19 protein-coding genes are annotated in these 20086 nt (G+C 33.1%); 9 read left to right on the forward strand and 10 right to left on the reverse strand.

Annotated elements, in window-relative coordinates; genetic code table 11:
- The first annotated feature begins 65 nt into the window (after nucleotides 1-65).
- The 3 genes from EG348_RS12130 to EG348_RS12140 are packed head-to-tail and all read left to right on the forward strand — an operon-like array spanning nucleotide 66 to nucleotide 2312.
- Nucleotides 66-1016 carry a GSCFA domain-containing protein gene (locus EG348_RS12130; protein ID WP_123983366.1) on the forward strand — a complete coding sequence of 317 codons (951 nt, stop codon included), beginning with the start codon at nucleotides 66-68 and terminating at the stop codon, nucleotides 1014-1016.
- Between the two features lie 7 nt (nucleotides 1017-1023).
- Complete coding sequence (locus tag EG348_RS12135) at nucleotides 1024-1539, forward strand: DUF4269 domain-containing protein (RefSeq protein ID WP_123983367.1); 516 nt, start codon at nucleotides 1024-1026, stop codon at nucleotides 1537-1539.
- A gap of 5 nt (nucleotides 1540-1544) precedes the next feature.
- Entirely contained in the window at nucleotides 1545-2312 is a 768-nt protein-coding gene (locus tag EG348_RS12140) for a TatD family hydrolase (protein WP_123983368.1), read from the forward strand.
- A 94-nt stretch (nucleotides 2313-2406) separates the two neighbouring features.
- On the opposite strand, the gene EG348_RS12145 is transcribed toward EG348_RS12140, so the two are convergent.
- The 3 genes from EG348_RS12145 to EG348_RS12155 form a co-directional block, all read right to left on the reverse strand.
- Nucleotides 2407-3687 (reverse strand): DEAD/DEAH box helicase, encoded by a 1281-nt coding sequence (locus EG348_RS12145; RefSeq protein ID WP_123983369.1) that lies wholly within the window; start codon nucleotides 3685-3687, stop codon nucleotides 2407-2409.
- A gap of 87 nt (nucleotides 3688-3774) precedes the next feature.
- Nucleotides 3775-4275 (reverse strand): DUF6438 domain-containing protein, encoded by a 501-nt coding sequence (locus EG348_RS12150; protein ID WP_123983370.1) that lies wholly within the window; start codon nucleotides 4273-4275, stop codon nucleotides 3775-3777.
- A 172-nt stretch (nucleotides 4276-4447) separates the two neighbouring features.
- Nucleotides 4448-4951 carry a DUF6438 domain-containing protein gene (locus tag EG348_RS12155; RefSeq protein WP_123983371.1) on the reverse strand — a complete coding sequence of 168 codons (504 nt, stop codon included), beginning with the start codon at nucleotides 4949-4951 and terminating at the stop codon, nucleotides 4448-4450.
- A gap of 192 nt (nucleotides 4952-5143) precedes the next feature.
- Between EG348_RS12155 and EG348_RS12160 the strand changes: the two genes are divergently transcribed.
- The 4 genes from EG348_RS12160 to EG348_RS12175 all read left to right on the forward strand — a co-directional run bounded on the left by EG348_RS12160 (nucleotide 5144) and on the right by EG348_RS12175 (nucleotide 11110).
- The gene (locus tag EG348_RS12160) at nucleotides 5144-6316 is read left to right on the forward strand and encodes a hypothetical protein (RefSeq protein ID WP_123983372.1); all 1173 of its coding nucleotides are present in this window, start codon (nucleotides 5144-5146) and stop codon (nucleotides 6314-6316) included.
- Nucleotides 6317-6335: 19 nt separating this feature from the next.
- A complete protein-coding gene (locus tag EG348_RS12165; RefSeq protein ID WP_123983373.1) occupies nucleotides 6336-8150 on the forward strand; it encodes a 3-coathanger stack domain-containing protein in 1815 nt (604 codons plus the stop codon).
- Between the two features lie 80 nt (nucleotides 8151-8230).
- Nucleotides 8231-9385 carry a hypothetical protein gene (locus tag EG348_RS12170; protein ID WP_123983374.1) on the forward strand — a complete coding sequence of 385 codons (1155 nt, stop codon included), beginning with the start codon at nucleotides 8231-8233 and terminating at the stop codon, nucleotides 9383-9385.
- Nucleotides 9386-9406: 21 nt separating this feature from the next.
- On the forward strand, nucleotides 9407-11110 hold the full coding sequence (locus EG348_RS12175; protein ID WP_123983375.1) for a T9SS type A sorting domain-containing protein: 1704 nt from the start codon (nucleotides 9407-9409) through the stop codon (nucleotides 11108-11110).
- Between the two features lie 69 nt (nucleotides 11111-11179).
- Here EG348_RS12175 and obgE read toward each other — a convergent pair whose 3' ends face one another.
- The 3 genes from obgE to hpt all read right to left on the reverse strand — a co-directional run bounded on the left by obgE (nucleotide 11180) and on the right by hpt (nucleotide 13531).
- Nucleotides 11180-12163 (reverse strand): GTPase ObgE, encoded by a 984-nt coding sequence (obgE, locus tag EG348_RS12180; RefSeq protein WP_123983376.1) that lies wholly within the window; start codon nucleotides 12161-12163, stop codon nucleotides 11180-11182.
- An 80-nt stretch (nucleotides 12164-12243) separates the two neighbouring features.
- Entirely contained in the window at nucleotides 12244-12822 is a 579-nt protein-coding gene (locus tag EG348_RS12185; RefSeq protein WP_123983377.1) for an adenylate kinase, read from the reverse strand.
- A gap of 154 nt (nucleotides 12823-12976) precedes the next feature.
- On the reverse strand, nucleotides 12977-13531 hold the full coding sequence (gene hpt / locus EG348_RS12190) for a hypoxanthine phosphoribosyltransferase (RefSeq protein ID WP_072412416.1): 555 nt from the start codon (nucleotides 13529-13531) through the stop codon (nucleotides 12977-12979).
- Nucleotides 13532-14183: 652 nt separating this feature from the next.
- Between hpt and EG348_RS12195 the strand changes: the two genes are divergently transcribed.
- Nucleotides 14184-15773 carry an ABC-F family ATP-binding cassette domain-containing protein gene (locus EG348_RS12195; protein ID WP_123983378.1) on the forward strand — a complete coding sequence of 530 codons (1590 nt, stop codon included), beginning with the start codon at nucleotides 14184-14186 and terminating at the stop codon, nucleotides 15771-15773.
- Nucleotides 15774-15839: 66 nt separating this feature from the next.
- On the opposite strand, the gene EG348_RS12200 is transcribed toward EG348_RS12195, so the two are convergent.
- The 4 genes from EG348_RS12200 to EG348_RS12215 form a co-directional block, all read right to left on the reverse strand.
- Complete coding sequence (locus EG348_RS12200) at nucleotides 15840-16775, reverse strand: alpha/beta fold hydrolase (protein WP_123983379.1); 936 nt, start codon at nucleotides 16773-16775, stop codon at nucleotides 15840-15842.
- A 58-nt stretch (nucleotides 16776-16833) separates the two neighbouring features.
- Nucleotides 16834-17133, reverse strand: coding sequence for a type II toxin-antitoxin system RelE/ParE family toxin (locus EG348_RS12205; RefSeq protein WP_123983380.1), 300 nt, complete (start codon nucleotides 17131-17133; stop codon nucleotides 16834-16836).
- Nucleotides 17134-17382 carry a type II toxin-antitoxin system ParD family antitoxin gene (locus tag EG348_RS12210; RefSeq protein ID WP_123983381.1) on the reverse strand — a complete coding sequence of 83 codons (249 nt, stop codon included), beginning with the start codon at nucleotides 17380-17382 and terminating at the stop codon, nucleotides 17134-17136.
- A gap of 108 nt (nucleotides 17383-17490) precedes the next feature.
- Nucleotides 17491-18534, reverse strand: a complete 1044-nt coding sequence (locus EG348_RS12215; protein WP_123983382.1) for a hypothetical protein — start codon at nucleotides 18532-18534, stop codon at nucleotides 17491-17493.
- Nucleotides 18535-18704: 170 nt separating this feature from the next.
- Between EG348_RS12215 and EG348_RS12220 the strand changes: the two genes are divergently transcribed.
- On the forward strand, nucleotides 18705-19991 hold the full coding sequence (locus EG348_RS12220) for an adenylosuccinate synthase (protein ID WP_123983383.1): 1287 nt from the start codon (nucleotides 18705-18707) through the stop codon (nucleotides 19989-19991).
- Nucleotides 19992-20086 lie beyond the last annotated feature (95 nt).

Consider the following 20086-nt stretch of genomic DNA (forward strand, 5'->3'; position numbering starts at 1 on the left):
GGAAATAGGGCTTAGGATTTAGTAAATCACCTAAGCCCTAATTTCTAAACCCTCATCCCTTACAAATGAAGTTCAGGACTATAGTTGACATCAAAGAATCGGAGAAAAAGATAGAAATTGAAGATAAGATATTTTCAATAGGTTCTTGTTTTGCCTCTGAAATGTCTGATTTGTTTTATGATGGTCAGCTTCAAACGGTCAATAATCCGTTTGGGACTGTTTTTAACCCATTTTCGATCAGCAATTCCATTAAGACCTTGCATGATTCGGAGTTTTATAATGAAGAGGATTTAATCACCTTTAATGATGAATTTATTTCTTTAGATCATCACACGAACTTTGACACAAGATTTGTTCATCAGACATTAGAAAAAATAAACTCTAAGATTGAAGAAGGCAATAGATTTCTTCAGGAAACAAATTGGGTCATCATAACATACGGAACTTCATTTATATATGAATTTCTCCCGAAAAATAAATTGGTTGCCAATTGCCATAAAATTCCTCAAAAATTCTTTGAAAAAAGATTGTTGACACATCAAGAACTCACAGACTCCATTTACAATACGATTTTGAATCTGAATGATATTTGTAAAGATGATGTTCAGATCTTATTTACGGTTTCGCCGGTTCGCCATACAAAAGATGGAATGGTTGAAAATCAATTAAGTAAGTCGAAATTAATTACAGCCATTCATGAAGCCATTTTGATGTTTGAAAACTGTCATTATCTTCCGATTTATGAGATTTTAATGGATGATTTGCGAGATTATCGTTTTTATAAAGAAGATATGATACATCCGAATTCTCAGGCGGTAAATTATATTTTTGAAAAGTTCGGAAGTGCTTATTTTTCTAATGAAACACAGGATTTTATTAAAGAAAACTTTAAAATAACTAAAGCTTTAGAACACAGAACGAACGACGATAAAGATCCAAAATATCTTGAGTTTAAAGAAAAACTGAACGAAAAGATCGAGGCTCAACGTAAAAAAGTAAAACATAAAATATTCTAGTTTTAAAATGATCGACTTTACAAAAATTGATTATTTAAAAGTGGGAAATGATAAGCAAAAAAGAGCTTATGAAGTTCTTATCAAATATAGAATTTTCGAAAAACTAAGTAATTATTCTCCCATTTTAGCCGGAACAATTCCGATCGAAATTGATATTGAAGGAAGTGATTTAGATATAATCTGTGAAGTCGAAAATGAGACCGAATTTATGGGAGTTTTAAATCAAATATTACCTCAAAATATTGATTTTAAGATTGAAACGAATGTAATTAATAAAGAAAATTGCATTGTTCTGAATTCTATATTAGAAGAATTTCCCATTGAAATTTTCGGACACAATAAACCCACAACAGAACAAAACGCTTATCGGCATATGATCGTCGAATACAAAATATTACTGGCAAAAGGAGATGATTTTAAACAAAAAATAATAGAATTAAAGAAAAAAGGAATTAAAACCGAACCCGCTTTTGGCTTATTAATGAACCTTGAAAGTCCTTATGAAGATCTATTAAAACTTTAAAAATAATGATTGATACACATACACACTTATATTCGGAAGAATTTGACGAAGATAGAAAAGATGCCATTCAAAGAGCTTTAGATAAAGGAATTACAGAATTTTATCTTCCTGCAATCGATTCAGAATCTCACGAAAAAATGCTTCAGTTGGAAACAGAATATCCAAATCAGATTTTCTCAATGATGGGACTTCATCCTTGCTATGTAAAGCCCGAATCTTGGGAAAAAGAATTAGAAATTGTTAAAAACTATCTTGATAAAAGACATTTTCCTGCAATCGGAGAAATTGGAATTGATTTGTATTGGGATAAAACGACTTTAGATATTCAAATTAAAGCTTTTGAACAGCAGATTGATTGGGCGATTGAAATGGATCTACCGATTGTAATCCACACAAGAGAAAGTTTTGATGAAACTTTTGAAGTATTGGAAAGGAAAAAACATCCAAAACTTCGTGGAATTTTTCATTGTTTCTCCGGAGATTTAGAGCAGGCAAAACGTGCCATTGATCTGAATTTCATTCTTGGAATCGGTGGGGTAGTGACCTTTAAAAATGGTAAAATAGACCAGTTTTTAAGCGAAATTCCTTTAGATAAAATTGTTCTGGAAACAGACTCACCATATTTAGCTCCGGTTCCGTACAGAGGAAAAAGAAACGAAAGTTCTTACCTTGATCTTATTGCAGGAAAACTGGTGAATATTTACAATAAAGATTTTTCTGAGATCGATAGAATTACGACTGAGAATGCAAAGAAAATGTTTAAAAATCAATAGGAACGGGCTTAAAACTTTAATAAAAGAAATAACTTCTATTGCTTTAACCAAAACCTAAAAAATAAAGCCTTCTCAATTTGAGAAGGCTTTTATATTATTTCTTTCTGAAAAAGCTTTTGTTTTTAGGCTTCTTCCCTGCGTCTACTGCAGGTTTCTTTTTGGTATTTGCAGTTTGAGAGGCTCTCGGTCTGTCGGTTCTGGCACCGGCAGGTTTGTTATTAGAATCTCTTTTCTGTGCAACCAGATTATCTGTATGGAAAGGATGATCTTTTACAATAGGAATTTTCATTCCGATCAGTTTTTCTGTATTTTTCAGGTTCAATAAGTCAAGTCCGTCAACAAATGAGATTGAACTTCCTTCTGCACCGGCTCTACCAGTTCTTCCGATTCTGTGAACATAGGTTTCAGAAACGTCGGAAAGCTCGAAATTAACTACATATTTAAGCTCGTCAATATCAATTCCTCTCGCTGCAATATCTGTTGCAACAAGAACTCTTGTCTTCCCTGATTTAAAGTTATTTAAAGCATTTTGACGGGCATTCTGAGATTTGTTTCCATGAATAGCTTCCGTAGAGATTTTGCTCGCCTGAAGTTTTCTCGCAATTTTATCTGCTCCATGTTTCGTTCTTGAAAATACTAATACAGAATCAGAAATATCATTCTGTAAAATATGGGTAAGAAGATCCAGCTTATCATCTTTTTCAACAAAATAAACCGATTGTTTGATGGTTTCGGCTGTTGAAGAAACTGGAGTCACTTCTACTTTTACAGGATTATTTAAGATTGAATCTGCTAATTTCTGAATTTCTGAAGGCATCGTTGCCGAGAAAAATAAAGTCTGTCTTCTCTGAGGTAAAAGTTTGATTATTCTTTTTACATCATGTACAAAACCCATGTCCAGCATTCTGTCAGCTTCATCAAGTACAAAAATCTCAAGGTTTTTTAAACTTACGATTCCCTGAGCAATAAAGTCAAGCAACCTTCCCGGTGTTGCCACCAAAATATCAACTCCTCTTCTCAGAGCAGTTTCCTGGCTTCCTTGTTTTACCCCTCCGAAAACTACCAGTTCCTTTAATGGAAGGTATTTTCCGTAAGCTTTTATGTTCTCTTCGATCTGTATCGCCAATTCTCTTGTCGGAGTCAGAATAAGAGCTTTTATATGTTTATTTTGTACTTTATTTTTGGATAAATTTTGTAAAATAGGAATTGCAAAAGCCGCCGTTTTTCCGGTTCCTGTTTGTGCACATCCTAGAAAGTCTCTGCCATTTAAGATATCAGGAATCGATCTTTCCTGGATAGGAGTAGGAGTAGTATATCCTTGTTCCTGAATTGCTTTTGCAATGGGTTCTATTAGGTTTAAGTCTGTAAAATTCAAATGAATTATTTTTTTATTTAAAGTAAAAATTCCCTCAATGTGAAGGAATTATATTTTACAAAGGTAGTCTAAATATTTTTAATTGAATTATTTCACTTTCGTCCATTGTTGGTTGTATCTAAAATTTTCAATAAACTTGTAAACTTCTGCCAGTTTTTGTGTTTTATTTTTACCATAATCTTCAATATTTTCCGATGTTCCATCAGTACGCTGAAGCTTCAAAATAGCCGTAGAACGACCGTTTACCATATTATTTCCGGATCTATAAGGAGGTAAGTTTTTGAAATCTATACCATTTAATAAATAAACTAATTTGTTGTAATCTTCTTTTTTTATAGTTGCTTCGAAAGTTCCTTCTCGTTTTTGAGAACGTTTATTTTCTGAATTAAGTTTTGGGAAATTATAATGTTCCGCCTCTAAAACTGCTGTTCTGTCGGGGTTGAGAGTCATTGTAAAGACAGGATCAAACTCTAAGTAAGATGTTGAAGTATATCTTATTGCAGCGTATTTTGGCTGGCTGCTTTGTGCATTTTGAGAATTACATGAAAAGAATAAAAAAAATGCAAAAAGAGGGAATAAGTATTTCATTTTTATGTTTTGCTGGAATCTCTCAATAATTGTTCCAAATGATGTTGCATCTGGTTTTTCAATCCAGCTAATAATATTAATGATAAAATGAATAAATATCTTTTAAATAAAAAATTCCTTCATTTAGAAGGAATCGTAATATATAAAAATGTGATTTGGTGTTTTAATGAAATTATTTCACTTTCGTCCATTGTTGGTTAAGTTTTAAATCTTCAAAAAACTTGTATACTTCAAGTAGTTTTTCGCTTCCTCTTTTTCCGTAGTCTTCCACTTGTTTTGAAGTTCCATCAGCAAAATTGACAGTTAGATATGAAGTTGAAAGATCAGATACTTTTTGACCGTATTTTTCATTTAAATTTTTAACATCTAAACCATTCAATAGAGAAACAAGCTTGTTGTAATCTGCTTCTTTTATCGTTGCTTTAAAAGTTCCTTCACGTGGTTTTGAAAACTCATCTTTCGAAGGTGTTTTTGTAAAATTAAAATGTTCCGCTTCTAAAACTGCTGTTCTGTCTGCTTTGATTGTCATTGAATAAACCGGACAAAATCCAAAACATGGTGTTGTTTTATATTCAATTGTAGAATATTTTGATTTGTTATTCTGTGTGTTTTGTGTATTCTGAGAATTGCATGAGAACATGAAAACGAATGCAACAAGACCTAGTAAATATTTCATAGTTTAAATTTGATTGGGGTATTTCAATAATTGTTCCAAAGCAACTGTTTTACTTTAAAATTAACTATTTGTTTAATTTGAGTGAAAATTATTCTAAGAATATTATAAAAATGTAAATAAAATAAGTAATTACGTAAAATTATTCTAATTTAAGTGATATATATTTGATGAGAAAACAAACTATAATAACTCATGAAAAAAACTATCATTTTATTGGCAGCAGTTTTAGGTATTACTGCAAATGCACAAACATGGAATCTTGCAGGAAATGCAGGAACAACTGCTACAGATTTTATTGGAACAACTGATGCCCAACCTTTGATTTTTAAAACAAATAATGCTGAAAAAATGAAGATCAACCCTGATGGGAGATTCATATTTTTTAACGTAAACACACCGGGGCAGCTTTGGGATAAGAATTTATTTTTTGGTGGCGGAATAAATAATGCAACAACTTTTAATAATGCAGTATTCGGAATGGGAGCATTTACCCAAAATACTGTTGGTGGCGGAAATACAGCGCTGGGAACCAATTCAATGTCTTTGATGACAAGTGGAGAAATAAATGTATCTGTAGGTTTTAATTCGATGAGAAATACTCAGGGTGGGTCTTCGAATGTTGCAGTAGGAATGAATTCATTAGAATATTTCCAGAACGGAAATGGAAATGTAGGTGTGGGGACTGGGGCAATGGGAGCCGGAAGTCTGGTAGGAGATTCTAACGTAGCTGTCGGATTAAGCGCTTTAAGATATCTCAACAGCGGAAACTCAAATGTTGTATTGGGCGCAGAGTCATTCAGAGCAATAAGTAAAGGTTCTAATAACATTAATGTAGGTTTTTCTAATGCAAGATATATTACTTCTGGAAGCAATAATATTTTTATTGGAAGTAATATAACTCCATATAATACAACTTCTCCCAATAATGAACTTAACATTGGAAATTGGATTGTAGGAAATAACGGAACAATCGGCATAGGTACTTTTACTGCTCAGCTACCTGTTGACGGTATTGCGCCAGACGGCGAAAAGTATAAACTTTTTGTAAAAGACGGTATAAGAACCGAAAAAGTAAAAGTAGACATCGCAGCTAGCAACGGATGGGCAGATTATGTTTTTGAAAAAGATTATAAATTGATGTCATTGAATGATTTGAGTCAATTCATTAATAAAAATGGTCATTTACCGGAAGTTCCTACCACAAAAGAAGCTATTGAAAATGGGATAGAACTAAAAGAAATGAATATTCTTTTACTAAAAAAGGTTGAGGAATTAACTCTTCACTTGATTCAACAAAATAAAGAATTGGTATCTCAAAAAGAAGAAATTCAAGCATTGAAAAAAGAAATCAGATCTTCAAATTAATTTTTTAAAACTTTAAATTATGAAGACAAAAATTTCTTTCATAGCATTTCTCATAGCTTTGAGTACAAACTTTTTGTTTGCTCAGCATCAGAATGACAACTGGCTGTTTGGAAATAGCAAATGGCTGTTTGATAATACTGCACCTAATGGTTTTACACATACCACTAATGTTACTCCAGCTATAAGATATACAAGTTCTGTGATCAGTGATAAGAATACAGGAGAGCTGCTTTTTTCTTGCAATGGATATAGTGTCTATAACAAAAATGGCGTTATAATGGATAATGGGAATGAAATGTTTGGAGCAGCTAATACAACCTATCAGTATCAGTCATTTGGGAATCCATCAGATCAATCCTCAATTATACTTCCAGTTCCTGGTTCGAGATTATTGTATTATGTATTTTATATTAATGGAAACAGGTATATGAATGATCAAATCTATGTGCAGGCTCTCAATCCTACCACTAATTACGGTCTTAGATATGCCATTGTTGATATGTCCTTGAATGGCGGTTTGGGTAAAGTGATTTCAAAAAACAATGTATTGTTTACTAATTCTGGAACTAATGCACTTACCTCCACATTTGCGAGCGATGGAAATTCTTATTGGATTGTAACGGCTAATAACGGCAATTATCTATCCTATAAACTAGATTCAAATGGCTTGAATACATCTCCTGTCGTAAGTCCAGGAGTAAATTTGGGTTCATTTATTAAAATTTCACCTAATGCTAAAAAACTTTTAACACGAGAATACAAAAGTGTTTGGCTTTATGATTTTAATAATACAACAGGAAGTGTGACGAGTCCTTATAATATTATCCCTAATGATAACTTTGCAGGATATTATGATGATGATAGTGGTGGCCCAAACAGCGCAGAATTCTCTCCAGACAGTAATATTGTATACTTTATTAGTGCAGGGGCTAATCTTTGTTTATATCCTGCGTGTATTGGTAATATTAGCTGGTCTGGTTTATCAATGTACAATATCAGTACAGCAAGTTTAGTAGGAGTTGAAAATACATCGATTCATTATAAATTTTCATTGAATGGATTAACTGCCGGAATGCAACTTGCAAAAAATGGTAAAATATATTTAATATATAATGCTCTACTTAATGATACTGAAGGATATGGGTATAAGGAAGTAATATTTGGAAATACGATTCCTAATACCTCAAATTTTACATCTTATGATTGGGGAGTGATTAATACTCCAAATGTGTGGAGCCCTGCAGTAAGCCCTTTAACTACGATAACACCACAAAAAGGAACTCGAAATGGGTTTTCTTTTCCTCAATTAATTCCATCTTTAGATAACATTGTCAATCCTTGTCCCGACGTTTTATATATTACAACACCGGTAACATCTTCTCAGGTTTTTCAGGCCGGAAAATCAATCTTTGCATCTTCAACAATAAATGATAATCTGAGTGTAGAATATAAAGCTGGCTTAAATGTTAATTTAAACCCGGGCTTCTTTATGAAAGGGGATTTAAGAGGAAATTTTAAAGCATATATTAGTCCGTGCACAATTACTAGTTTCAATAAAGTAGGACCAAGTAACATTGAGCCAACTTTTGCTAAGACAAGTACTATCGCAGCTTCGGAAGTTAAAATTTATCCAAATCCGGCTTCTACTGTTGTGAAAATAGACTCTGGTAAAAATAAATTAATGAGTTGGACGCTTTACGATCTTTCAGGTAAAAATATTTTGAATGGAAATGATCTCAGTGTTCCTGTTGAAAATCTTCCAAAATCCGCTTATTTGTTAATGATTAAGCTTGATAATGGAAATACAATTACTAAAAAAATTATTGTTCAGTAAAACACATTAATAATCAAGGAGAGAGAGTTTTTCTTTCTCCTTTTTTTATCTATAATAATGCATAAAACTAATTTTTAATCATGAAAAAAACTATTATTTTAATTGTTGCTGTATTAGGTTTACAGGCAAATGCACAATCATGGAATCTTACAGGGAATTCGGGAACTAATCCAACTACTAATTTTTTAGGAACTACAGATAATCAGCCTTTGATTTTTAAAACTAATAATGCGGAAAAATTTCGAATTACGGAAGGGAATAAAATAGTAGTACAAGGTATTTCTACTATAGGTTCAGTTTGGGATAAAAATCTTTTTTTCGCAGGTGGTAATGACGCTACGACAGGAGTACTTAATACTGTTTTTGGTTTTGGGGCTCTTACGCTAAATACAATTGGAGCTTCAAATACTGCTATTGGAGCTAATAGCATATCCTCCATGACAAATGGAAGTTATAATGTGGCAATTGGAGTGAATTCACTAAGATTATCTATTACTGGTGATTTAAATGTTGCTGTAGGTATGAAATCAATGGAAGGATTAGGAGAATATGTAGAAAATACTGCTATTGGTTACGCTTCATTAGCAAGAGAAAACACTATGGCTGGAGACAAGATCTCTTATAATACAGCTTTAGGAAGTAGAACGATGGCTTATTTAAAAAATGGGCAAAATAATATTGCTATCGGCTATAACGCCATCAAACTGATGAATTCGGGGAATAGTAATATTGCAATTGGTAACAATAGTGGTTACTCCCTTAGCAGTGGGAATGGGAATATCCTTATCGGAGATAACGTAAATGCTAAAACTGCCACTTCAAACAACGAATTAAACATCGGAAATTGGATCGTCGGAAACAACGGAACAATCGGTATCGGACAGTTTACAAATCAATTACCTGCAGATGGAATTTCATCAGACGGCGAAAAGTATAAACTTTTTGTAAAAGACGGTATAAGAACCGAAAAAGTAAAAGTAGATATCGCAGCAAGCAACGGATGGGCAGATTATGTTTTTGAAAAAGATTATAAGTTGATGTCATTGAATGATCTTAGCCAGTTTATCAATAAAAATGGTCATTTACCGGAAGTTCCTACCACAAAAGAAGCGATTGAAAATGGGATAGAATTAAAAGAAATGAATATTCTTCTTTTAAAGAAAATTGAAGAGCTTACACTTCACGCAATCCAGCAACAAAAACGCATTGAGGTTTTAGAAAAGAAAATGAAATAATGAGGTGTAAAAATTAAAAATATGAAAAAATTTTATATAACATTCATATTAGCTCTGCCGTTATTTTTGTTTTCTCAGGGAGAAAATGACAATTGGTATTTTGGGGCTTTTGCCGGTGTCAATTTTTCGGGAAGTACTCCTACGGTATTATACGACAGCCAGGCAGTTACAAATCTGGCAAGTGCATCTGTGAGTGATAGTAGCGGGAAATTATTGTTTTATACGAATGGTTTGGAGGTTTTCAATAGAGAACATCAGCTAATGCCTAATGGAAGTGGACTTACGCAGGAAACCCACTTTCAGATATCTATCGTTAAGCATCCTACAAATCCGAATTTATACTACATAATTAGCGGAGGTGTATTTTTATCAGGAACTAATAAAGTGCGTTATACTGTGGTTGATATGTCTCAGGGAAGTTTAGGATCAAATGGCTTGCCATTAGGAGATGTTCTGGCCAACTCTACAGGTTTGCCAATGCTGGATCAATTTGGAAATGATTTTACAACTGCAAAAGGAGTAACTGTTGTACCTCACGCTAATAATTCTGCTTATTGGGTACTGATTCAGGATGGTACAAATTTGTATAGCTATTTATTAGACAGCAATGGTTTGGCAAATACTCCGGTGGTGACTGATTTAGGAGCACCGTCGAGCTTTTCACATTATGCTTATATTAAGGCATCAGAAAAGCTCAGTTCTTGTAGTAATTTTTCAAATTATATAAGCATAACTACTCAGGATGTTAGTAACAATTATAACGAAGGTCGAGTTTATTCTTTTGATAATAATACTGGGCATTTTACCAATGATTATTATCTTGTGATAGCTAATTTAGGCCCCATTTATACAGAGTTTAATAAAAATTCATCGATTTTATATGTTGCAGCCTTAGATTTTGTTAAAAATGATGCTCCTATTTATGCGATTGATCTAGTGAATTCAACAAATACTAATCTCGTTTATAATAATGTAACACAGTCCCAGATACCCAATAATTATTTCGAAGGTATGCAGCGGAATACAAAAGGTGATATTTATGTAAAGTTTGGATATAATGATTATATTTCAAAAATTATTAATCCTGATGTATTCGGAGGAAGTAGTTTAGATTGGGCAAATTTATACTTATTGCCAGGTCTAGCAAGATCTTTTCCACAATTAGTACCTAGTCTTAAAGAAAATGAAGGCGGTGGAAATTGTGTTTCAAACATCACACTTCAAACCCCTGAAATCAACTTTATTTATACTTATCAGGCGGGAAATACGATAATCACAAAAGATAATTATATCATTGATAAAGGACGCGATATCACGATGAAAGCAGGGAATTATGTTAACCTTCTTCCGGGAACAGACATAAAACCGGGATCGAAATATCTTGCAACAATTGCAAGCTGCGAAATCCCTTGTAACCCTGAAGCTTTGGGAAAAAAGAATGTTGATAAAAACAATATGTTCTTGGATTTAAGGAAAAAAGAATCTAAAACTAACATGATGACTAATAACATCATTGATATTTACCCAAATCCTGTTTCAGATTTGTTAAACATAAAATCAAATGTAAAAATTGAAAAAGTAGAGATCTTTGATATTTCAGGCAAGAAAATAAATATAGTGTTGAATAGTAATAAAATAGATGTAAAAAGTATTCCATCAGGATCTTACATTGTTATTATTGAAACTAAAGAAGGAAAGACAACCAAGAAATTTATTAAGAAATAATAATTTTAAAAGGTAACAAAAAAGGATAAACAGCAATGTTTATCCTTTTTTTATATTGTATAAAATATTTTATCCGTGCAACTGCTTCCAGATCGCATCTTTCAGCTCCATCAAGCCTTCTCCCGTAACACCTGAGAAAAATAAAGGTTTTTTATTTTCAGGGAATTCTGCAGAGATCTCTTTTCTAAGCTCCTCATCTACCAGATCGGATTTTGAGATAGAAATAATGTAATCTTTATCTAATAATTCGGGGTTGTATTCTTTCAATTCATTCTCCAGGATTTTAAACTCTTGAAAATGACTTTCAGAATCTGCAGGAATAAGGAATAATAAGATCGAGTTTCTTTCAATATGTCTTAGGAAACGGTGACCAAGACCTTTTCCTTCCGCAGCACCTTCAATAATTCCCGGAATATCAGCCATTACAAAAGATTTGTAATTTCTGTAATCAACGATTCCTAAATTGGGCGTTAAAGTCGTAAATGCATAGTTTGCAATTTTCGGCTTAGCTGCAGAAACAGATGATAAAAGAGTTGATTTTCCTGCATTAGGGAAACCTACCAATCCAACATCAGCTAAGATTTTAAGTTCGAAAACTACGAAACCTTCCTGCCCGTCCATTCCCGGTTGTGCAAACCTGGGAGTTTGGTTGGTAGAAGATTTGAAATGTTCGTTTCCTTTTCCTCCTTTTCCTCCTTCCATCAGGATGATTTCCTGACCGTCTTCCATGATCTCACCAATGATCTCACCATCTTCATTCTTAGCAATGGTTCCGATAGGTACATTGATGTAAACATCTTCTCCGTAAGCTCCTGTAAGCTGGTTTTTAGCCCCGTTCTGACCACGCTCAGCCTTGATGTGGCGCGTGTATCGAAGGGGTAGTAAAGTCCATTCCTGAGCATTTCCTTTCATGATAACGTGGCCTCCACGACCTCCGTCTCCACCATCAGGACCGCCCTTAGGGATATATTTTTCACGGCGAAGATGGGCAGAACCTGCGCCACCATGACCGCTTTTACAATGAATCTTTACGTAATCTACAAAATTTGACATTTCTTATAATTATGAGTTATGAGTTATGAATTATGAGAATGAATTGTAATAACTTATAACTCATCACTCATAACTTTTAACTATTTTATTTTTTCTACTTCAGCAAAGAGCTTTTCAGAGATTTCGTTGATCTCGCCAACTCCGTTTACCTCTACATATTTTCCTTGCTGCTTATACAATTCAGCTACCTCAGCTGTTTTTGCATAATATTCTTTAATTCTGTTTTCGATGATTTCTACATTGCTGTCATCGTTTCTTCCACTTGTTTCACCTCTTTTCAGGAGTCTTTCAACTAAAATAGTATCTTCTACGATTAATGAAAGACATACATCAATTTTGTCGTTCAATTCATCTTTTACTATTTTTTCTAAAGCTTCTGTCTGCACTGCAGTTCTAGGATATCCGTCGAAAATAAATCCTGCGGCATCCGTTGGCTTTCTCAACTCGTCGATCAGCATATCTGTCGTTACCTGATCGGGAACCAATTCTCCTTTATCGATGTAAGATTTAGCTAATTTCCCAAGATCAGTATCATTTTTCATGTTGAATCTGAAAAGGTCACCTGTTGAGATTTGTTTTAAATTAAATTTCTCGATCAGATTCTGAGCTTGAGTTCCTTTTCCACTTCCTGGAGGGCCGAACAGAACAATGTTTATCATAATGTTGAAGGGCTTTTGGCGATTGGCAATTGGCTTTTGGCTTTTACCATTAGCTTACTTGCTTTTAGCCTTTAGCATTTTTAAGTTATTATTAAATTTATTTCTTTATTTTACTTTTTTAGGCTAAAAGCTATCAGCTAATAGCCAACAGCGCTTAATGGTTGATTTGTCCGTCAGATAATTGATATAAATTCGGAAGGTTTCTTCCTAGTTCATCATAATCTAACCCATAACCAAGAACAAATTTGTTCGGAATTTCTTTTCCGATATAATCCAGCTTGAAATCTTTCTTGTAAACTTCAGGTTTTAATAAGAATGAAGCAATTTTTACAGATTTCGGTCGCTGTGTTTCGTTAAAATATTTGAAAAGACTTTCAACCGTATTTCCTGTATCTACGATGTCCTCTACAAGGATGATGTGACGGTCTTTTACGTCCTTCGTTAATTCCATTTTCTGGTAAACGATTCCTGTAGATTCTGTTCCTGCGTAAGAACTCATCTGGATGAAAGCAATCTCGCATTCACCGGGATAATGCTTCAAAAGGTCTGAGAAGAACATGATAACTCCGTTCAAAACACCAATGAAAACAGGAACTTCATCCTTGTAATCTTCATAAATTTTTAAAGCTGTAGCTTTTACGATCTCCTGAATTTCGGCGTCCTCCAGATAAGGAACAAAAGTTTTGTCGTGAACTTTAATACTTTCCATAAAATTTTTAGTAGTTTGCAAAGTTACGGATTTTTGATGGAAATATTTTGGTGTTTTTATTGTTGATTTAATAATGAGCTTATTGAAAATTTGTGTTGAAAATAATTTTAATACAAATTTCCGCTAATATTTTCACAAATAGTACAATTCCTGTTATTCTGAATGTATTAAAGCAAGTGATGAATCAATTTTCCTCTATATTATCATAATCGTTTTCCACTCTGTTTGTAATCCCGTAGGAATCTAAACAAAGTTTTTAAAATATAGTATGGAAAGATTCGTGTCTAGATCCCTACGGGATGACAAAAAGAGCGTTTATGTCGAAATATTGAAATAACAGACAAAAACCCTAGCCCCGATTGAAGAGAAAATCCTTTTTTGAAGAAAAAGATTGCAACGGAAAGCGGGAAAAAGCTCCTTAAAAAAGTTGTAAATTGAGTGATGTAAGTTTACATTGTTGAGAATATGAGATTCTTCCTTGTCAGAATGACAAGTGTAATGTGATTGTTTCAAAATTAAAATATTTAAAAATTTCTTATCTTTGCAACTCACAAAACCCAGAAAACGATAATGTAGGATATAATTTCTTTCAGATTTAATTGAACAATAACGAAAATGTTATTGAAGTTTAACCTTAATTAAGAAAGAAATCATGCTTTTTCTACAAAATATATCTTTTGGGTTTCCTGCAGGGAATCTGCTTTTTAATTCTATTAATTTAACGATACAATCACACACAAAATCGGCTTTGGTCGGAAGTAATGGCATGGGAAAATCTACCTTGCTGAAAATCATTGCAAATGAAATTGAACCTTTGGAGGGAAGTGTCAATATTCAGGGGGATATTTTTTATGTTCCGCAGATGTTTGGAAATTTTAATCATCTGACGGTTGCGGAATGTTTAAAAATTGACAAAAAATTAGATGCACTTCAAAAAATAACGAATGGTGAAGTGGATGAAATCTATTTTGAAATTTTAAATGATGATTGGGACATTGAAGAACGATGTCAAATGGCTTTACAACACTGGAAACTTGAAAATTTAGATTTAAATCAAACTTTGGAAAGCCTGAGTGGCGGACAAAAAACGAAAGTTTTCCTTGCCGGAATTCAAATTAATCAACCTGAAATTATTTTACTCGATGAACCCACGAATCATCTCGATTTGGAAGGAAGAAATCTTTTGTATAAGCTTATCGAAAAGACGAATTCGACTGTTGTGATCGTTAGTCACGACCGAACTTTATTGAATTTGGTTGATACTATTTTTGAATTGAGCAATCAGGGAATTTCGACTTATGGCGGAAATTTTGATTTCTATGTCGAACAAAAAGAAATTGAAAATGAGGCGTTGCAAAACGATATTCATTCCAAAGAACGTGCGTTGAAAAAGGCAAAAGAAAAGGAACGAGAAACCATCGAGCGAAAACAAAAACTGGATGCGCGAGGAAAAGGAAAGCAGGAGAAATCGGGTGTGGCGAGGATTATGATGAATATGCTTCGAAATAATGCCGAAAAAAATTCTTCTAAATTGAAAAGTATTCATGCTGAGAAAATCAGTGATATTTCGGGAGATTTGCGGGATTTGCGATCGTCTGTGAGAAATGCTGATCAGATGAAAGTGAATTTTAATGATTCAGAGCTGCATTCTGGGAAAATTTTGATTACGGCAGAGGAAATTAATTATGCATATGATGATGAAAATCTTTGGCAGGAAAATCTCAATTTTGAAATCAGAAGTGGCGACAGAATTTCGATTAATGGCTCGAATGGTTCAGGGAAAACGACTTTAATAAAGCTGTTGCTTGGAGATTTGCAACCGACTGTCGGTGAAATTATAAAATCGGACTTTAATACAATTTATATTGATCAGGAATATTCTCTGATTGATCGAGATTCAACGATTTATGATTTTGCCCAACAATTCAACGACAATGCATTACAAGAATCTGAAGTGAAAACATTGTTATCAAGATTTTTATTCGGAAAAGAAACTTGGGATAAAATAGGAGATGTTTTGAGCGGTGGTGAACGTCTACGACTTCTTCTGTGCGGACTTTCCATCAGCAATAAAGCTCCGGATATGATTATTCTCGATGAACCGACGAATAATTTAGATCTTCAAAACGTGGAAATTCTCACGAATTCTATTAAAGATTATCATGGAACTTTGCTGGTGATTTCGCATGATGAGATTTTTTTAAATGAAATTGGAGTTGATAATGAAATTGTTTTAAGCTAATCACAAATTGATATTTTTTTATCCATTCCTTGGTGGCTTCGAGACTTCAGTCACCAGGGAATTGTATTATAAACGCTCCAAAATCCATTGATAAATATCATTCAGAATATCTTCTCTCATCTCTTCATTCAATATTTCGTGGCGCATTTGAGGATGCAGTTTTACATTTACATCTTTAAAACCATCAATCTTTAAATTCTCAACAGTCTGCGTAACTCCTTTTCCAAAATCGCCTATGGGATCATTTTGACCGCTAATAAATAGAAAAGGGAAGGACTTCGGAATTGTTTGTGCCCAATTTCTTGCCGTCGCTTTTTTATAAACACTGAATAACGCATAAAATGCATTGTTGGTGAAAGGAATTCCACAAAGTTCATCCTGAGAAAAAGCATTTCTGTTGGTAGGATTCAGACTGAGCCAGCTTGTATCACTGAAATTGTTGTCTTTTTTGAATTTCTGATTATTGACAATCGTAAAAAGATTATTGAAAAAAGTACGTTTATGGGGCGTTATTTTATTGACTAACGAAAAATAAGTTGTTACTAAATTAATACCAGTCAAAGATCCTCCTGTTCCCGTAATAATAGCACCCGCAAATTGATTACCCATTCTTTGCAGCAAACAACGCGTAATAAAAGAACCCATTGAATGTCCAAGAATAAAATGAGGAACATTCGGATATTGACTCATTAGGTGTTTACTCATCTTTTCTGAATCTGTAATCAATCTTTCATCCGGATTATTAAGTTGAAAGAATCCGATATCTTTTTTGTCTTTTACCGATTTTCCGTGTCCTAAATGATCATAAGTCAATACCGCAAATCTTAGATTGGCAAAATATTCTGCAATCTCCGAATATCTGCCACTGTGTTCCTGCATACCATGAACGATTTGCAAGGTTGCTTTTACAGGAATTGTTTCAGGATAGAATAAAGTGTAAAAGAGGTTGGTTTGGTCGTTTATAGTTGAAGATAGGTATCCTGATTTTTGTAGTGATCTCATGTTTGGATTATCTTTTGGTGTTTTGGAGGATGATAAAAGGTACAGAATTCATGAATTTTTATTCATCCAATCTTGATGAAATATCCATTTGTTGATGAAGAATTCTTATAATTTCAATTTCTTCATTTTTAAGATTGATTTTGTAAAATATAAAATGAGATTTCACCCTTGAACGGAAATATCCTTTTCTTATTTCACCGTAATCTTTTCCGGATGTTGGATTCTCAGATAAATACTCAATTTCATTCATGAGCAAATCAAAATAATGATCTGCCTGTTTTACTGACCAAGTTTCGAAGGTGTAAAGCCAGATTTTTTCTAAATCATTTGATGCTTCTTTACTGATTTTGTATTTCATTTAGTCAGCAGAATGTTTTTGATGAAGATTTTTCAAAAATTCTTTACGGTCAAAATTTTCAACAAAACCAGATTTTTCACCTTTTTTTAATTCGTTGATTAATTCTGTTTTCTTAGATTCCTCATGTTCAAACATTCTTAAAGCTGTTCTTACAACTTCACTTGCCGAAGAGTATTTGCCAGACTTAATCTGTTGACTAATAAAGTTGTCAAAATAATCTCCTAATAATATGGATGTGTTTTTTGCCATCGTTTTAATTTTAATCAAATATACCAATTTTTGGTATGTAGTCCAAAAATAGATTTACTATATACTTATTTCATTAAGAGTTGTCATTAAACTTTGTTAATGCTTTTCTTATGATTTATTGCTAAAAAAATATGTGTAAATATATTTCAAGCCAATTATTACTATGGCAACGGTTAAACTTATTAATACCCTACCTAAAATATCTTTTATAATCGTTTTATTTTCTATTTTTAATTCTTCATCATAGATTTTATCTCCTTTTGTTATTAAAATTCCAGAAGGCATCTTAAACTTATCTATTCTTCTACTAAATTGATTCGCGATAAATCTAGATAAAACTAAGCCTATGCTTGTTATTGTAGCACCAATTAATAATGTTCTTTCTAATGTTATTAAATTTAAATCTTTGGATAAGTCTAATTCTTTGATTATTAAATTTTGATAAATAAATCCTAAAAATAAAATTAATAGTGGAAAAAAATATATAATTGATTTATTAATATATCTTTCGTTATTTTGTAAAAACGATTGAAAATTATTCTTACGTTCTACTGTTGTTAATCCTTCGTTCCATTCCGTGGCTATATTAATAAGTTCATTTCCCAAAACCTGATTTATAAAGTCTACTTTTACCATTCCTTCCGCACGTAAAGTTAACAAGTCACTTGTTTCATCGGTATTGAACATAAAATGGAATAGGTCTTTTGGAGGTATAGCGCTACCAATTCTAACTTTTAAAGTATGTCTCTGAGGAAGATGATAATTAGGTATAGAAAATGTTAAATCCCAAGTAATACTTATTGTTTGTATTCTTTGGTTAACAAACTGCCAATTTTCTCTGTTAAACTCGTCCCATGAAGAATATTCTCTAATGTTTCCTTCTGTGAGAACAAAATTTAAAGTAACTAAAAAGGTTTCGATATTGTAGTTTTTTAATTTATTCCCAATTCTTGTATTTAAATCATGGATATCGGAAAGTGAAATTGTCTTTCTTCCTCTGAATAATTTTAATTGAGTGTCAGGTTTGGCATTTGCCCAATAATAAATAGATTTAAAGGTCTCAATATCGAAAGTCGTTTTTTTTTCTGGAAGATTTTGATTGTTTTTTTCTACTAAATCTGCTTGTGTTTCGGGTAAATTTTCAAATGTCATGTTTGCTTTGTTTTTATGGTTAGTTTTACCAAATATAAATAATAAAAATCAAGTAAAAAAAGGGAAACCGTAACATGATTTCCATCCACCCAAAAATAAAATCCACCACAAATTTGGTCACCCTATTTTTTAAAAGTAATTTTGCATGAATCTAAAAACAAAAGTAAAATATGTCAACTTACGTAGTTGTAGGTCTTCAGTATGGAGATGAAGGTAAAGGAAAAATCACGGATGTTTTATCTGCAAAATCGGATTATGTTGTTCGTTTCCAAGGGGGAGACAACGCTGGTCACACGGTTTATGTAGGTGAGGAGAAATTTGTTTTGCACCTTCTTCCTTCAGGAGTTTTGCAGTGTAAAGGTAAATGTATCATTGCCAATGGAGTAGTGGTAAATCCTAAATCTTTCATTAGAGAAGTAGGCCAGATCGAAAGCAAAGGCCTTAGAACAGACCACATTTTTATCAGCAGAAGAGCGCATGTGATCATGCCTTACCACATCCTTTTGGATACTTACCGTGAAGAAGAGCACGGAGGAACTCAGATCGGAACTACTAAAAAAGGAATCGGACCATGTTATGAAGATAAGATCGCAAGAATCGGTATCAGAATGGTAGACCTTTTAAATCCTGAGATTTTAAGAGATAAAATTGAGAAAAACTTAAAAGTTAAAAACTCTCTTTTCGAAAAATATTACGGAAAACCTACATTAGACGTTGAAGAAATTTACAACGAATTTTTAGAGATAGGAAAACAACTTCAACACAGAATCGTTGATACAGAAGTTGAATTGAACGAAGCTATCAGAGATGGTAAAAACGTTTTATTCGAAGGAGCTCAGGCGTTGATGCTAGATATCGACTTTGGAACATATCCATACGTAACTTCATCTTCTCCATCTACAGGAGGAGTTTGTACAGGAGCTGGTGTTCCGCCAACTTCACTTAAAAATCTTATCGGTGTTGCCAAAGCATATTGCACAAGAGTAGGAAACGGACCTTTCCCTTCTGAATTGGACAATGAATTAGGAGAAAAGATCAGACAGATCGGAGGTGAGTTCGGAGCGACCACAGGTAGACCAAGAAGAACAGGTTGGTTAGACCTTGTTTCTTTGAAACACGCTTGTATGATCAACGGTATCAATAACTTAGTAATTACGAAATTAGACGTTCTTACAGGAATTGAAAACCTTAAAATCGTTACTCATTACAAAACTGAAGACGGAAAAATCATCGATTATTTCACTTCTTCAACAGAAAAATTATACAACTACGAACCGATCTACCAAGATCTACCGGGTTGGAACGAAGATCTTACACAAGTAAGAAGTTACGACGAACTTCCTGACACTGCTCAGAAATACATCGAGTTTATCGAAAAATATTTAGGAATCAACGTTTACTTAGTATCTGTAGGTCCTGAAAGAAGTCAAAACATCATCAGAAAAGAATTATTCTAAGGAATATTTTCAAATAAATTTAAAAGAGACTGTCAAATTTGATAGTCTCTTTTTTTTTGTTATTCAGTGGCTTCGAGAACCTCAGCCACCAGTTG

Origin of the sequence: Chryseobacterium sp. G0201, assembly GCF_003815655.1 — a bacterium.
Classification (GTDB): Bacteria; Bacteroidota; Bacteroidia; order Flavobacteriales; family Weeksellaceae; genus Chryseobacterium.